17 protein-coding genes and 2 pseudogenes are annotated in these 15,749 nt (G+C 43.7%); 16 read left to right on the top strand and 3 right to left on the bottom strand.

Annotated features, from left to right (window positions below; genetic code table 11):
- Positions 1-2 precede the first annotated feature (2 nt).
- The 11 genes and pseudogenes from G475_RS0100210 to G475_RS0100165 all read left to right on the top strand — a co-directional run.
- A complete protein-coding gene (locus G475_RS0100210) occupies positions 3-1,148 on the top strand; it encodes an ABC transporter ATP-binding protein (protein WP_026699528.1) in 1,146 nt (381 codons plus the stop codon).
- On the top strand, positions 1,136-2,254 hold the full coding sequence (locus G475_RS0100205) for an ABC transporter ATP-binding protein (RefSeq protein WP_026699527.1): 1,119 nt from the start codon (positions 1,136-1,138) through the stop codon (positions 2,252-2,254). Before G475_RS0100210 ends, G475_RS0100205 begins: the two co-directional genes overlap by 13 nt.
- A gap of 59 nt (positions 2,255-2,313) precedes the next feature.
- Positions 2,314-3,318: a dihydroxyacetone kinase subunit DhaK gene (locus G475_RS0100200; RefSeq protein ID WP_026699526.1), complete on the top strand. Its 1,005-nt coding sequence runs from the start codon at positions 2,314-2,316 to the stop codon at positions 3,316-3,318.
- A gap of 19 nt (positions 3,319-3,337) precedes the next feature.
- The gene (gene dhaL / locus G475_RS0100195) at positions 3,338-3,943 is read left to right on the top strand and encodes a dihydroxyacetone kinase subunit DhaL (protein ID WP_026699525.1); all 606 of its coding nucleotides are present in this window, start codon (positions 3,338-3,340) and stop codon (positions 3,941-3,943) included.
- 136 nt (positions 3,944-4,079) lie between these two features.
- Positions 4,080-4,718 (top strand): HAD-IIA family hydrolase, encoded by a 639-nt coding sequence (locus G475_RS23820; protein WP_233275707.1) that lies wholly within the window; start codon positions 4,080-4,082, stop codon positions 4,716-4,718.
- Positions 4,702-4,863, top strand: coding sequence for an HAD hydrolase-like protein (locus G475_RS27695; protein WP_233275706.1), 162 nt, complete (start codon positions 4,702-4,704; stop codon positions 4,861-4,863). Before G475_RS23820 ends, G475_RS27695 begins: the two co-directional genes overlap by 17 nt.
- Positions 4,864-4,889: 26 nt before the next feature.
- Entirely contained in the window at positions 4,890-6,071 is a 1,182-nt protein-coding gene (locus G475_RS0100185) for a sn-glycerol-1-phosphate dehydrogenase (RefSeq protein WP_051301985.1), read from the top strand.
- A gap of 130 nt (positions 6,072-6,201) precedes the next feature.
- Positions 6,202-6,657 carry a ribose 5-phosphate isomerase B gene (rpiB, locus tag G475_RS0100180; protein ID WP_026699523.1) on the top strand — a complete coding sequence of 152 codons (456 nt, stop codon included), beginning with the start codon at positions 6,202-6,204 and terminating at the stop codon, positions 6,655-6,657.
- A 228-nt stretch (positions 6,658-6,885) separates the two neighbouring features.
- Complete coding sequence (gene glpX, locus G475_RS0100175) at positions 6,886-7,842, top strand: class II fructose-bisphosphatase (protein ID WP_026699522.1); 957 nt, start codon at positions 6,886-6,888, stop codon at positions 7,840-7,842.
- Positions 7,843-7,857: 15 nt separating this feature from the next.
- Positions 7,858-8,103: pseudogene (locus tag G475_RS0100170) on the top strand (class II fructose-bisphosphate aldolase); the annotation flags it as partial.
- A gap of 20 nt (positions 8,104-8,123) precedes the next feature.
- Positions 8,124-8,381, top strand: a pseudogene (locus G475_RS0100165) (transketolase-like TK C-terminal-containing protein); the annotation flags it as partial.
- Between the two features lie 313 nt (positions 8,382-8,694).
- On the opposite strand, the gene G475_RS0100155 reads toward G475_RS0100165, so the two are convergent.
- The 3 genes from G475_RS0100155 to G475_RS0100145 are packed head-to-tail and all read right to left on the bottom strand — an operon-like array spanning position 8,695 to position 11,263.
- Positions 8,695-9,882, bottom strand: a complete 1,188-nt coding sequence (locus G475_RS0100155; RefSeq protein ID WP_026699519.1) for an acetyl-CoA C-acetyltransferase — start codon at positions 9,880-9,882, stop codon at positions 8,695-8,697.
- Positions 9,879-10,541, bottom strand: a complete 663-nt coding sequence (locus G475_RS0100150) for a 3-oxoacid CoA-transferase subunit B (RefSeq protein WP_026699518.1) — start codon at positions 10,539-10,541, stop codon at positions 9,879-9,881. The genes G475_RS0100155 and G475_RS0100150 overlap by 4 nt, the downstream gene beginning before the upstream one ends.
- 26 nt (positions 10,542-10,567) lie before the next feature.
- A complete protein-coding gene (locus G475_RS0100145) occupies positions 10,568-11,263 on the bottom strand; it encodes a CoA transferase subunit A (RefSeq protein ID WP_026699517.1) in 696 nt (231 codons plus the stop codon).
- Positions 11,264-11,380: 117 nt separating this feature from the next.
- On the opposite strand from G475_RS0100145, the gene G475_RS0100140 reads away from it, so the two are divergent.
- The 5 genes from G475_RS0100140 (at position 11,381) to G475_RS0100115 (ending at position 15,733) form a co-directional block, all read left to right on the top strand.
- Complete coding sequence (locus G475_RS0100140; protein WP_026699516.1) at positions 11,381-12,289, top strand: LysR family transcriptional regulator; 909 nt, start codon at positions 11,381-11,383, stop codon at positions 12,287-12,289.
- Between the two features lie 46 nt (positions 12,290-12,335).
- The gene (locus tag G475_RS27850) at positions 12,336-12,461 is read left to right on the top strand and encodes a hypothetical protein (protein ID WP_267880090.1); all 126 of its coding nucleotides are present in this window, start codon (positions 12,336-12,338) and stop codon (positions 12,459-12,461) included.
- 228 nt (positions 12,462-12,689) lie between these two features.
- Positions 12,690-13,982, top strand: coding sequence for an ABC transporter substrate-binding protein (locus G475_RS0100125; RefSeq protein ID WP_324603194.1), 1,293 nt, complete (start codon positions 12,690-12,692; stop codon positions 13,980-13,982).
- A 48-nt stretch (positions 13,983-14,030) separates the two neighbouring features.
- Positions 14,031-14,906, top strand: a complete 876-nt coding sequence (locus G475_RS0100120) for a carbohydrate ABC transporter permease (RefSeq protein ID WP_026699514.1) — start codon at positions 14,031-14,033, stop codon at positions 14,904-14,906.
- Between the two features lie 17 nt (positions 14,907-14,923).
- Positions 14,924-15,733, top strand: a complete 810-nt coding sequence (locus tag G475_RS0100115; protein ID WP_026699513.1) for a carbohydrate ABC transporter permease — start codon at positions 14,924-14,926, stop codon at positions 15,731-15,733.
- Positions 15,734-15,749 lie beyond the last annotated feature (16 nt).

Genomic DNA, 15,749 nt, shown 5'->3' with positions numbered 1-15,749 from the left:
TGATGGCTGATATTAGACTTGAGAATATCTCTAAACGTTTTAATAATGATATTGCTCTTAATGACGTGAATATTGAGGTGAAAGATAAAGAATTTTTTATTATTTTTGGCCCCGCCGGCGCAGGCAAAACGACTTTATTAAATGTAATAGCTGGAATCCATATGCCGAACCATGGTGCTGTATATTTACAAGATCAATATATTAATCACGTGGAACCGGAAGATAGAAATATTGCAATGGTGTTTGAGGATTATGCGCTGTATCCCCATTTGTCCGTTTTTGATAATATCGCTTCTCCTTTAAGAAGTCCTCGTTACAAAAAACCCGAACCGGAAATAAAAAAAGAAGTGGAACGTGTAGCAGAAATTTTAAATATAGAGTGGCTGCTGGAGCGCTCTCCGGATCAGCTGTCAAATGGGCAGCGGCAGCGGGTGGGCTTAGGCAGAGCATTGGTTAGAGAACCCAATGTATATTTAATGGATGAGCCGATCACTCACCTTGACGCTAAATTAAGACATCAGATGCGGGCGGAGTTGAAAGAAATGCAAAAAAGTTTGGATACTACTACGATCTATGTCACCCACGATTATCTGGAAGCCCTGAGTTTAGGGGATAGAATTGCCGTAATTAATGAAGGACAGATTATGCAGGTAGGAACACCAGAAGAAGTTTATTTTTTTCCAGAGAATGAATTTGTGGCGGGTTCCTTTGGGGAACCTGAAATCAATATTTTTGAAGGCGATATTATGACTAGTGAACAAGTGGATTTCAGCCCATTTTTTGGCCAATCCGCATTCGGTTTCCTGCCTAAAGAAAAACAGCAAGTGTTGGGCAATAAGGGGCTGCAAACAATTAGAATCGGTCTGCGTCCAAAAGATATCCATTTTCAATTTGAACCAGTTAACAGCAAGGAATATATAAAAGGGAAAGTATTCAGCTTTGAACCTCTTGGAGCAAAAGCAGTACTCACCGTTGAAATTAATGGCAAGTATATTCGAATCACGATGAAGTACAATGAAGATATTTCTATCAACCAGGATGTTTATATCAAAATAGACTTAAATACTGCGATCTATTTTGATGAGCTGGGCAATAATTTGCTGAGCCAATTTTCAGCAAAAAGGAGGGGGATGGCATGGCAAAATTAGTTTTACATCAATTAAAAAAGATATATGCCAAGAAAGATGAAAAAGTTTATGCGGTAAAAAATTTGAATCTTGATTGCAGCGATGGTGAATTTGTTGCATTACTCGGCCCTTCTGGTTGTGGAAAATCAACCACGTTACGAATGATCGCTGGTTTAGAAGAAATTACAGAGGGAGACATTCTTATCGGCGGTCGTAAAGTGAATGATCTTCATCCAAAAGACAGGAACATAGGTTTAGCGTTTGAGAATTATGCTATGTACCCTCCATTATCGGTTTACGACAATATCAGCTTTAATTTAAGAGCAGGGGGAGTTCAAAAAAAAGAAATTAAACAACGCATCAATAAAATTGCGGAACTGCTGGATATTCAGGACTTATTGGACTTCAAACCAGGAATGTTGTCAGGCGGTCAGAAACAACGGGTTAACATCGCCCGGGCACTTATAAGAGAACCAGAAGTATTGCTGCTTGATGAGCCTCTTTCCCATTTAGATGGAAAAGTAAGACAAAAAATGAGGACAGAAATTAAACATCTTCACACCGAAATTAATTCAACAACGATTATTGTAACGCATGATCAATTGGAAGCTATGGCGCTTGCTGATCGAATTGCTATTATTAAAGAAGGGGAGTTGCAGCAGTTTGGCACGCCTTATGAAGTATTTAATCATCCGCAAAATGAATTCGTCGCTGGTTTTATTGGGGAACCACCTATGAATATCATGGAAGTGCTGACAATTAGGAATAAAGGGCGGCTATTTTTTAAAACAAAAAACAATGTTATTTCATTTCCGGTCCCTGATAACTATGTACAATATGTAAGAGAGAATGAAACCTATCATTTTGGGATCAGACCAACTGATATTTCCGTAGTAGAGGGGGAAGATTTTTCGGTTGAAACAAATGTTTCTATTTTTGAAAATCTGGGGGAAGAATGCAGGGTTCACATAAGACTGGAGGAGCAGACCATGTTTAGTATAGTAAGCAGCGAGCTGTTGAATTTAAAACAGGGGGATCCGGTCAAGCTGAAATTTGAACAACACCGAATTCATATCTTTCACCCATCTTCAGGAGAAAGAATTGAAAACGTTCTACAGGAAGTGTGAAAGCGTTTAATTTATAAACTGGTTTGAAAGGAAGCAATCCTAACATAGGCGGTGAAAAAATGAAAAAGTTAATAAATGTGCCTGAAAACGTAGTAGATGAAATGATAGATGGTTTCTTAAAAGCACATCCTTCTTTAGTCAAAGGAATAGAAGCAAATTCACGCAGTATTATTCGTGCAGACGCTAATAAACAAGAGAAAGTAAGTGTCATTATAGGCGGAGGGTCTGGTCACGAACCTGCATTTATGGGTTACGTAGGTACAGGGATGGCAGATGGTGCGGCTGTCGGGAATATTTTTGCATCACCGCCTCCGGATCCAGTGTTGGAAGCGGTAAAAGCAGTAGACACAAGAAAAGAATCGCTGCTGGTATATGGGAACTATCAAGGTGATTTATTGAATTTTGGAATGGCAGCCGATTTAGCTGAAATGGAAAGTGATATCCAGGTGAAACAGGTGATCGTAAAAGACGATGTGGCTTCGGCGCCTAAAGAGGAATCAGATAAGCGAAGAGGAATTGCTGGAGAATTTTTTGTAACAAAAGTGGCTGGGGCAGCAGCTGAAACGGGTTATTCTTTAGAGCAGGTTTATGAATTAACGGAAAAAGCAAATCAGAATGTCAGATCGATGGGAGTTGGGCTGACTCCATGCTCGCTTCCCCAAACCGGCAAGCCGAGTTTTGAATTGATGGAAGATGAAATAGAGATAGGACTGGGGCATCACGGGGAACCTGGAGTTGAAAAAGAGAAGCTGCTATCTTCAAACGAGGTGACAGATCGATTAATGAACGACATTTTAGAGGATATGCCGTTAAATAAGGGAGAAGAGGTATCGGTCCTTGTGAATGGTCTTGGTTCAACCACCCGGATGGAACTATATATTATGTATAAAAGAGTGGAAGAAATCCTGAGTGAAAACGAAATCCACATTTATAAATCCTATGTAGGAAATTATAGTACGTCGCTGGAAATGGGAGGATGTTCCATTACTCTATTGAAAATGGAAGAAGATTTGAAACCTTTCATTGACGCTCAAGCGCATTGTCCCATGTTTGAACAAAACTAGCAGCTGGAGGTTACATATAATGAATGCATACGAGTGGAAACAATATTTTTCGAGGATTTCCAATATGGTGGAAAAGGAGAAAGACTATCTTTCCGAACTGGATCGAAAGCTGGGAGATGGGGACCACGGTGTTACGATGTCCATTGGATGGAAAGCTGTGAAGGAAGAACTGCAAACTAATTTACAAAACGAAAATGATTGTGGAACGGTTGCAATGAAAGTTGGGCGAACCTTTCTTAGTGCGGTAGGGTCATCTGTAGGCCCGTTATATGCTTCTGGATTAATTAGTGGAGCAAAGGCAGTAAAAGGAAAAGCTGAAATATCTCATCAAGACGCAGTCGTTTTCTGGATACAATTCGTTTCAGGTGTACATGAAAGAGGGCAGGCTCAAGTGGGTGATAAAACGATGGTAGACACTTTTCTTCCAATTCAGGAGGAACTGAAACGTTCAGGGGACTTGATAAAAGCGTTGGACGCGGCGAAACAGGGGATGGAGTCGACGAAACAGCTTGAATCCAAAAGGGGGCGTTCCAGTAGATTGAAAGAACGTTCTATTGGTCATCAGGATCCTGGAGCAACTTCTGCCTATTTAATTTTTTCGCTGTTTGTAGAACAATTTAGTTAATTTTGTATTGTTCTTATTTACAGGAGGAGCGGGGGGCAGGGCCCGCCCCCTCCTATTTATACAGGCTCTTCTCAATAGATGGTGTTTGATGGAAAGTATAGTGTTGCTAAATAGCTGCAACAGCTGGGAGGAAGCGATGAGGGAAAAAGAAATTAAAGGATTAATAATTGATATAGATGGTACGGTTTTTCATGGAGAACAAGTCATTGATGGAGCTGCGGAAATACTCAATTTTTGGGATCAACGTGGCATGGAAATGGTCTTTTTAAGTAATAGGGGAAACATCTCCAGGAAAACAGCTGCGGCTCGTTTACAACGAGCTGGAGTGAATGTTCACTACGAGCAGATGATTCTTTCTTCATACGTTTCCGCTTGTTTTTTAAAAACCTATTACCCTACTCAAGAAGTTTGGTTATTTGGTGATAAGGGATTAAGAGAAGAGATGGAAGCAGACGGAATTAAGCTGGCAGCCAAACCTGAAGATGCAGACTGGGTTGTTATTACATTACATGAGACCTTGACTTACAAGGACTTAAATGCAGCTTTTCGCGCGGTCAAATCAGGTGCGAATATTTTGGCCACAAATAAAGACAAATCTGTACCTGATAAGGAAGGAAAAGAATCCATTGATGTTGCTGGAATGATTGGAGCAATTGAGACAGCAGCCAATCGGCAGACAGATATAGTTATCGGGAAGCCATCTCATTTTATGATGGAAGCTGTCATGAAAAAAAATGGTTCATCCCCCGGAGCAATGTATGATTATCGGCGATAGTTTGTTTTCGGATATTGTTATGGGGTATGCATTTGGATATCAAACAGCATTGGTGTTATCCGGAAATACAACCAAAGCGGAAGCTGACTCAGCTGTAAAACCTCCGGACTACATTTTTTCTTCTATTGCAGCTGTTCAATTATAGACTTTTCCCAAGGGGAGGAATATCTTTTGTTATCAACATCTCAACAAATGAAAACATTTATAAGTAAAATAGGTAATCATAATATTCAACTTCCGGATATCGTTATGGAAAAAGGCGCGATATCCTTTTTGTTAGATTTATTAAATGAATACAATTACAAAAAACCTGCCGTTATTTATGATGATTATACGTTTATGGCAGCAGGAGATATGGTATGCGATCTTTTAAAAAATAATAAAACGAAAGTGTTTGAAACTTTTGAGTATTCCCTGTTAACCGATCAGCATCATCAGGTTGTTCCAAATGAAGAAACCATTATGGATTGTATGGTGGCACTGCCTGATAATACTGATGTACTGATTGCTGTGGGAACCGGTACGATTCATGATATTGTTCGCTTTATTGGAAGTAAAATGAAAATACCATTTATCTCTTTTCCTACAGCTGCTTCTGTTGATGGGTTTACTTCAAAAGGCTCTCCCCTTCTTTTACAGCGATTCAAGAAAACTATACAAACTGCTTCTCCTATAGCAGTTATTGCAGATCTTGATGTACTCGAAAAAGCGCCTCCAGAGATGACAGCAAGTGGTTTTGGAGATATGCTTGGAAAATATACGTCTCTGTTAGACTGGTATATTTCCTCCTGTTTTGCGAATGAACCATACGTTCCGGAGGCAGCAGAAATTACTAACGAGGCTCTTCGGCAATGTGTGAATAACGTAGATAAAATATCCAGTCATGATGTTGAAGGGGTTGAAATATTAATGGATGCTTTAATTGCTTCGGGTCTGGTAATGCTCGTTTTGGATTACTCCCGACCTGCTTCCGGAGCCGAACATCATTTGTCGCATTTTTGGGAAATGGAGCTGTTAGACAAAAATGCAAAACAGCTGCTTCACGGTGCCAAAGTAGGGGTAGCTACGATACTTATTACCAAAATATACAAAGAGCAATTCACCTCCTTTATAAAAAGTTTAAAAACGAAAGAATCCAAATATCAGCAAACAGTAATAAATCATTGGAATGAAATAAATTCTCGTATAAATGATCTCCCCACTCCCGAAAAACTAGCGGAGTGGTTAAAAATGGCCGGAGGGCCAAATTCAACGAAGGAATTAGGGATTGACGGAGAATTAGTGAAGAAAAGTTTGCAAAAAGCTTATCTTCTTCGAGAACGTTGTACAGGATTACGATTGTTGCGGGAATAAGATTATCATTCTATATAATAATTAGAAATGAATTACAATAAAACGAATAACAAAAATAAACGAAAGTATAAATTGACATATGAAAATAAAAGTTATAAAATGAAAAATAATAAAGGAGGATCGAACTTAAATGAAAATAGCGCTAGGTAGTGATCATCATGCATTCGATTTAAAAGAAGAAGTAAAAGCATATATTCATAACCTGGGCCACGATGTAGAGGATTATGGCTGCTACAGCTGCGACGCGGTGGATTACCCTGATGTAGCGTTTGGGGTAGCCCAGGACATCTCAAATGGAAAGGCGGAACGTGGTGTATTAATTTGCGGGACTGGAATCGGGGTGGCAATTGCTGCTGGTAAAGTACCGGGGATCCGGGCAGCTCTTTGTCATGATACTTATTCTGCGGAAAGAGCTCAACTGAGTAATAACGCCCAAATATTAACCATGGGCGCTAAGATTATTGGAGTGGAAGTAGCAAAAAAAATAGTTGAAAGTTATTTAAATGTCACATTTGACGGTGGTAATTCCGAAAGAAAGATTCAAAAAATCATAGATAGAGAAAAAGAATACGGGGCTAAGAGGTAATAGTGGGTACAAATCTCGAATGGGTTATCTTAACCGTTGGGGGCAGCCTGACGGTTATTATTTTTCAGTAGTTAGGAAGATTACTTTGGCGTTTTTGAGATCCAGCTTCAACCTCCAGCCGCTCGCTCGAAGGCCTGCAGGTCCGTTCAGCACCAGAAGGTGGTGTTCTTTGCTAAACTTCCTCTATTCAGGGAGCTTACGCTTTATTAAAAAGAGAGGGGGATTGGGATGCAGTCATTAGCGATGTCATTTCTGAACGTTACACAGGAAGCAGCCATTTCTGTTTTTCCCCATATCGGCAAAGGAGACAAAATACTTGCCGATCATAAAGCGACGGAAGCGATGAGGGAAACGCTTCATTCTCTGAATGCTCATTCAAGAGTGGTTATCGGAGAAGGGGAAATGGACAATGCTCCGATGCTTTATATCGGGGAAGAACTTGGAGCATCTGATGAGCCTAAAGTCGATATTGCAGTGGATCCCATTGACGGAACCACGCTTGTTTCAAAAGGGCAGGGGAACGCCATTGCTGTATTAGCCGCCGCCGAACGTGGAGGCCTGCTGCATGCTCCGGATATGTATATGGAAAAAATAGCGGTCGGTCCAAAAGCTAAAGGCAGAATTGATGTCAGCGCCCCGATAGAATCAAACGTAACAGCGGTTTCAGAAGCACTCGGGAAGCCAGTATCCCAACTAAACGTTCTGGTCCAGGACAGAAAACGACATTATTCTCTTATTAAAGCTATTCAAAAGATGGGAGCCAGTGTTACCTTATTTTCGGATGTGGATATTACCGGCATCGTTTCCACAGCCGTGGACGGCAAAGATGTCGACATGCTTGTAGGAACCGGAGGTGCCCCAGAGGGTGTCATTGCGGCTGCTGCGATGAAAAGTCTGGGCGGCGATTTTCAAGGAAGGCTCAAGCCTTCAAATAAAGAACAATATAACCGCTGTCGGGTTATGGGAATCGCAGATCCGGAGAGATATTTAACACTCGATGATATCGTTTCTACGGACCGATGTTTTTTTGCAGCGACAGGAATTACCGATGGACCATTGTTAAAAGGAGTAAAATCTAAAAGCGGTGACATGCTGCAGTCTCAGACATTTCTAGCGGCGGCCCAGCAGTATCATGTCATTGAATCTGTCCATATAAAGTCGCAGCTTTCAGAAAACGTTAGGTAAAACAGGAGGAATAGTATCATGCTCGTTTCTATGACGGAGATGCTGAAACAAGCGAAAAAAGAAAAGTATGCCGTAGGTCAGTTCAATATCAACAATCTTGAATTTGTCCAGGCTATTCTGAAAGCAGCCCGCGATGAAAAATCTCCGGTTATATGCGGCCTTTCCAAAGGAGCTATGAATTATATGGGAGGTTTTCATACCGCTGTTCATATCGTGAAGGAAGCGATCAATAATCAGACCGAAAAGCCACTTGTGCTTCACGGCGGTATTTGGTTGAAGAGTCAGAGGACCCCAATTTGCTCCTATTAGCCTCCGGCTCGGATAGTATGCCATCCTGGGATTTGTTTGAGAAGCAATCGGAAGAATATAAAAAGGCTGTTATTTCTCCGGAAGTGAAACACCGGGCAGCTATAGAAATGGCAAGCCCATTAGGATGGGAAAGATATACAGGAGATCACGGAAAAGTGTTTGGAATCGAAACATTCGGTGCTTCCGCACCGGGCAGTGTCATCCTGAAAGAATACGGGTTTACAGTATAAAATATCGTGAAGCAGATAAAACATATGTTTTAAAAAGCGTTTTTAGCTTGTTTTTGCAAATGAGAGAAGGGGATGACCAAAATGGAGGTCATCCCCTTCTTGCCGGGAGAATAATAGGACATATAGTACGTTATTTTCTGGATTTTTCCCTTTTCGGAAAGGGGTTCGGACATATAATACGTTATTCCCCGTTTTCAGGGCCCAAATAGCCTCGATTGCTGCAAATAGAGGAACAAATGTCCGAACTTTAAAAAACCTATTAGCTCCGAGATTAACGGAATATATGTCCGCAGCGTCCTATAGAGTCTGGGTTTTACGGACGCTCGACGATAGTGGCAACCCCCTGGCCGCCGCCGATGCAGAGAGTGGCGAGCCCGGTGCTGCTGCCCCGCCGATTCATTTCATACAGCAGAGTGACGAGCACGCGGGTCCCGCTTGCGCCGATTGGGTGACCGAGGGCGATGGCTCCGCCGTTTACGTTCAGCCGGTCTTTGGGGATTTCCAGATCCTGCTGCACGGCAAGGGATTGGGCAGCAAAGGCTTCGTTTGCTTCTACCAAATCCAGGTCTTGGATACTCAAGCCGGTTTTTGCGAGGACCCGTTTGGTTGCCGGAATAGGACCGGTCCCCATAATGCGAGGTTCCACGGCTGCACTGGCGTTACCGCGTAGTCGGGCGAGAGGGGTGATATTCATTTCCCGGGCGCGTCGTTCACTCATGACCACAACGGCGGCTGCACCATCGTTAATTCCGGAGGCATTTCCTGCTGTTACACTGCCCTCTTTGCGAAAAGCCGGGCGCAGCTGCCCCAGTTTTTCTGCCGTCGTGCCGGCGCGGATGTGCTCATCTTGCTCTACCACGATCGGATCTCCTTTACGCTGGGGGACTTCGATTGGGGTTATTTCTTCCTGAAAGAAGCCGTTATCGCGGGCGGCAGCCGCTTTTTGCTGACTAGAAGCGGCAAATTCATCCTGTTCTTCCCGGCTGAAACCGTACTGATCGTTCACATTTTCGGCGGTGAGGCCCATGTGATAATTTTCCATGGCACAGGTGAGCCCGTCGTGAATCATACTGTCTATTAGTTTTTTATCTCCCATACCGAGGCCTTCCCGTGCGTTCATGCTGAGATAGGGGGCCTGGCTCATGTTTTCCATGCCGCCGGCGATGACAATATCAGCTTCTCCGGTCTGCAAGGCCTGCGCGGCAAGGTGTACCGCTTTCAAACCGGAGCCGCAGACCTTATTGATGGTCATTGCCGGGGTGTATTCTGGAAAACCAGCGTGCATCGCTGCGATCCGGGCCGGATTCTGACCAAGGCCGGCCTGAAGCACATTTCCCATGATAATTTCGTCGACCTGCTCCGCCTCTACACCGGAGCGCTTCAGGGTGTCCTTTAGGACAGCAGCTCCTAAATCAACGGCAGATACGTCTTTGAAAGCTCCACGAAAACCTCCAATGGGAGTGCGGACTGCCCCGGCCAGAACTACGTTTTCCATTGTCATTTGGAATCCTCCTTCTGCATAAGGGCTTCATCCACAGTAAAGGAAGCTTCTGTGTTCTCGCGGACAGATGCAATATCAGCACCATTTAACACTTCTTTCAGAATCATGCCGTTTTCGGTGAAATCAAATACTGCCATGTCCGTGATCAGGCGGCTGACTACCTGCTCACCGGTAAGGGGGAGGTCGCAGGATTTCCGGACTTTAGAGGCCCCGTGTTTATTCACGTGATTCATGATGATCACCACTTTGCGGGCACCCTGGACGATGTCCATGGCTCCTCCCATGCCTTTTACCATTTTTTCTGGGATCATCCAATTGGCGAGATCACCGTTTTCAGATACTTCCATGCCGCCAAGAATGGCCAGATCAATATGACCGCCCCGGATCATGGCAAATGATTCGGCATTGTCAAAAAAGGAACCGCCATTTTTCACCGTGACTGTTTCTTTCCCGGCATTAATGAGATCCGGATCCAGCTCGGATTCGTCCGGATAAGGACCGATGCCAAGCAGCCCGTTTTCAGAATGCAAAAAGACGTCCGTTCCTGCGGGGATATGATTAGCAATCATGGTAGGCATGCCGATTCCAAGGTTCACGATCATACCGTCTTCGATTTCCTGTACCGCCCGGTTAATGATTTTTTCGCGGGAATTACTCATCTTTTTCGTCCTCCTTCTTCTATTTATTAAGCCTGGGCTACGGTGCGTTTTTCAATTCGTTTTTCATATGCCCCGCCTTCAAGAATGTCCTGGACATAGAGTCCCGGGGTATGAATGAAATCTGGATCCAGCTGTCCGACTTCTACAAGCTCCTCGACTTCCGCTATCGTCTTTTTCCCGGCAGCTGCTGCGAGTGGATTGAAGTTACGGGCTGTTTTTCTGTAGATGAGGTTGCCGTAGGGATCGCCCTTCCATGCTTTGACGAGAGCGGCATCGCCGGTAATGGCCTCCTCCAGAATACAGGTTCTGCCGTCGAATTCTTTGTGTTCCTTTCCTTCCGCAATCGGGGTGCCAACGCCGGTCGGGGTGTAAAAGCCGCGGATCCCGGCTCCGCCGGCTCGGATTCGCTCAGCGAGGGTTCCCTGCGGTACAAGCTCCACCTCGAGTTCCCCATTCAAATACTGTTCTTCAAATATTTTATTTTCCCCGACGTAAGAGGCTACCATTTTTTTAATCTGTTTGTTCGCCAGCAGCAGACCCAGGCCCCAGTCATCGACGCCGCAGTTGTTACTGACGACAGTAAGGTCTTTGGCTCCATGTTCGGCAAGGGCGGTGATCGCTTTTTCCGGAATACCGCAGAGACCAAAGCCTCCTACGATAATCGTGTCGCCGTCTTTTATGGATCGAACACTGGTTTCAAAGGACGTTGATCGTTTTGTCATCCTTTACCCGCTCCTTTTCTGTAAAAGTTCTTTCTTTCACTTTACTACAAGCGCTTACATGCGTAAAATAGATAAATATAATATATTTATTCTTTATAGGAATAAAAGGAGAATTCAATGGAACTGAAACAGCTGCGTTATTTTTTAGAGGTGCATCAAGAGGAAAGCTTTTCAAAAGCCAGTGAAAAATTACATGTGTCCCAGCCGGCATTAAGCAAAGTCATTCATCAGCTCGAAGAAGAACTGGATATCCGTCTGTTTGACCGCTCCACCCGGCATTTAAAAATTACCGGAGAAGGGGAAATGATACGAAAACATGCGCAAAAAGTGCTGCGGGATGTGGAAGATCTAACGAAAGCAGCGAATGAAATAAAGTTTCGTAAAAAAGGGAGCTTCACATTTGGCCTGCCTCCGGTAATCGGCTCAAGTTTTTTTCCTTCTATTATTGCCTCCTTTCGAAAACAGTATCCCGAAGCAGAAATGCATATTGTCGAAGAAGGGGCAAAAATTATGGAGCAGTCCCTGCTGGAAGGAAATATCGATGTCGGGGTGGCGATCCTGCCGGTCGATGAGGAACAGTTTGAAGTCCGGCCGATCGTAAAGCGGGAACTGCTGCTCGTTGTTTCTAAGGAGCATTTGTTGGCCGGGCGGGAGAACGTAACGATGAAAGAACTGGAGCACGAACGTTTCCTCATGTTCCGAAAAGGATTTTCCTTATACGACCGGGTACGGGAAGGAGCGATTCAAGCAGGGTTTGAGCCGGTGATTGAGCACGAAAGTACCCAGTGGGATTTTTTAATTGAATTAGCAATGGCGGACCTTGGTGTGGCGTTTTTACCGGAAACGGTGGTAAAAAAAGCCAATCTCCACGATGTCGCAGTGTTATCCGTCACCGATCCATCGATTCACTGGAATTTGGCACTGATCTGGCGCCGGCAGAGCTATCAGTCTCATGCGGCAGAAGAATGGGTGAACTTCGTGGAACAGGCCTTTCAGCATATGGAGGAAGGCGATGTGCTGCTGTGAAAAAATGGTAGAGAGAAACGCTGAAAAGAGTTAGGTGACGGTTTGAGTGAAAATAACGCCGAAAGTGGTGGACACCAGCCATTACTATGGCGGGAGGATGGAACGATTACGCGGCAGTCCTTATCTGGAAGGCAGCCGCTTTCCTCTCCGCATTTATGAAAGAAATATATAAGGTTTATTAATCATTTTAATTGTTACAAAATTAAAAAAGTATTGAAAAAAATCAAGAAGGGTGGTTTAATTATAATTAACTTCGAAGGAAGACATGAGACTGGGAGTAATGAAAAAGAGAATAGAAGGGAGGAAAAATTTTTTAAAGCGTTTTGAAAGCGCTTTAAATTTTGAATCAAAAGATACGTACCTTTATGTATTGGTTATTACAAATTAAAAGGGGTTGTGAATGATGAAGAAAATGGTGAGCTGGAGTGCTGGTCTTTTTAGTTTTATTTTATTATTAACTGCCTGTGCGGATGACACCAGTCAGCAAAATCAGGAAGAAGATGAAAATCAGGGATCCGAATCGTCAGCGGCGGAAGAAGATGCTACCCAAATCAGCTTCATTCACTGGAGAGGGGAAGATGAAGAAGTTTTTGATGATATCATTGATCAATTCGAAGAAGAACATCCAGACATCACCGTTCAGATGAACATTTATCCATCGGAGCAATATCAATCGAATGCCCAGCAGATGCTTCGGGATGGTTCTACTGGGGATGTATTCACATCGTTCCCCGGTACCCAGTTTGAAACCATTAATAACGCCGGATTTTTTACGGATTTATCCGATGAGGAGTTTGTAAATAATTTTGCCGATACGTCTCTGGAAGTTGGTCAGTCCGGCGGCAGTCAGCTTGCCCTTCCTTATCAGCTCGTATTCAATATGCCGGTCTATAACAAAGGAATGTTTGAAGAGCTGGGCCTTGACGTTCCAACTAGCTGGTCCGAATACCAGGAGATGGCTGAAACGCTGAAGGAGAATGACATCACACCGATTGCGTTCCCGGGAGCTGACATAGGACCGAACCAAACAATGAACAGTATGATGATGAACAATGCGAAGGATGAAGACGTGTTCGCCAAATTGGAAAGCGGGGAAGAGACCCTGACGAATGAATGGTGGACCAAAACTCTGGAAGACTTTCAGTATTTTAATGATAATGGCTATTTTCAGGAAGATGCGTTGGGTACGAACCAGGATTCAGCGATGCAGATGGTAGCAGATGAAAAAGCAGCGATGCTGGCTACCGGTTCGTACCATATGGCTTCCCTGCAGGACTTGAATCCAGAACTTGAGTTAGGCTTCCTTCCGCCGATCACGGTTCCGGAAGACGAAGTCGAATATGAAGGGATCCATACCGCCACCTTTATGCTGGCTGTCAATGATAACTCCGAGAAGAAAGAAGAGGCGAAGACGTTTATCGAGTTTTTAAGCCAGCCTGATATTGCTTCTCAGTATGCGAATGAAACCGGACAGCATTTAACAGTGAACGATGTAGAATACGAGTCGGACGCCTTGCAGAATACGTCTCATTGGATTGATGAAAAAGACACAAGATTTCAGCCTCGCTATTTAATTACAGAAGCTTCTGTAGAAGATGCTGTGCTGGGTTCCATTGAAAATGTTCTTGGCGGCACAGACCCTGAAGAGGCAGCCGAAGAAGCTCAGCAGATTGTGGAGGAAAATACAAATTAGTGCTGTGTGAAAGCCCGCAGCAAGTAAACTACTAAAAGGATTGATTTCATGAGAATCTCTAAAACAATCTATTTCTTTTTTATCCCTGGGTTGATCCTTTATGCTTTATTTTTTCTATATCCAACCATCAGCGCGATTTTCTACTCGTTTACGAACTGGGATGGGATAAGTGAAAACTTCAATTTTGTTGGGTTAGAAAACTATGAAAAAGCTGTCACCGGAGATAGTGTGTTCGTGAAGTCAGTCGGCAATAATTTAGAGTTTATGCTCTTTGTCGTAATCTTTCAAACCATCATCGCATTAATTTTTGCTATTCTGCTCGTAAAAAACACGAAGGTTAATTACTTGCTGCGGGCGCTGTTTTTCTTTCCAACGATATTGTCATCGGTATCAGTAGCTTTTATCTGGACCTTTGTTTATGATCCTTCGCTTGGGATTTTAAATCAACTTTTGAGCTTAATAGGTTTAGAATTTCTTACGCAGAACTGGCTCGGAAATGGAAATATAGCGATTTATTCGCTTGCTTTTACGCAGGTTTGGTTTCACGCGGGACAGATGTTGATCATCTTTGTGGCCGGCTTGCACGCCATTCCGTTTGATCTGTATGAAGCGGCAAAAATAGAAGGAGCGACCAAGTGGCAGACGTTTAAGAAGGTAACGTGGCCGCTGCTTGCCCCCTCTGCCACGATTGTTATTGCGTATACTACGATCCAATCGTTCCAGGCGTTTGATTTAGTATTCGCGATGACAGGCGGCGGTCCGAATAATACGACAGAGATCATTTCCACCTATATTTATGAAATTGCCTTCCGGGGGTATGACTTTGGGTATGCTTCTGCGATTTCCGTTCTTTTCATGGCAATGATCGCGCTAATTACGTTTATTCAGTTTAAAGTGCTTCGTTCGAACCGGGTGTCCTATTAAGGAAAGGAAGGGTGGCCATGTTTTTTAGAAGATTTGCTGTTTTCATATACGCGGTGTTAATTCTGATACCGCTTATTATGGTAATGCTGACCTCAATGAAAACCCGGGAAGAAACCTTTCAAAACCCGTTAGGGCTCCCGGAAGCAGGTATAAACACGGATAATTTTGTTTCTATTTTCTACGAGCAGACGATGGCGGGCTATTTCGTGAACAGTGCGACGGTAACCCTTTGTTCGGTATCACTCACCTTATTTTTTGCTTCGATGATTGCATATGGCATTACGCGCTTGAACAACTGGAAAGGAAATGCTCTGTTTGTCTTGTTTTCTCTTGGAATGATGGTGCCGCCCCAGGTCAATATGGTCCCGCTGTATTCTGTGGTCTTGAACCTTGGGTTAACGAACAGCCTGCTCGGCCTTATCTTAGTAAATATCGCGTCGACGCTGCCGGTGGCTGTCTTCATTTTGACCGGTTTTATGAAAACTCTGCCAAAAGAGTTGTTTGAAGCATCAACGGTAGACGGGGCCGGCAACTGGAAAATGTATGCGAAAGTGGCACTACCCCTGTCTTTACCATCCTTATCCGCGACGGCCATATTCTTGTTTGTCATGCACTGGAATGATTTGTTGTATCCGTTGTTGTTCATCACGGATAATTCCTATAAAACACTGCCGCTGGCGCTTCTGGATTTTCAGGGACAGTATTCCACGAACTACCCCATGTTGTTCACCGGTGTACTGATCGCCTCCGCGCCGATGGTTATTACTTATATTTTCCTGCAGCGTTATTTTGTCGCGGGTATGACTTCAGGCGCTGTCAAAGGATAATTGTTTTTCATGGCTC

The sequence above is a fragment of the Salibacterium aidingense DSM 18341 genome (assembly GCF_000429685.1).
Lineage (GTDB): Bacteria > Bacillota > Bacilli > Bacillales > Marinococcaceae > Salibacterium > Salibacterium aidingense.
Note: the sequence above shows the minus strand (reverse complement) of the source record. Positions and strands in the feature narration are given on the sequence as shown.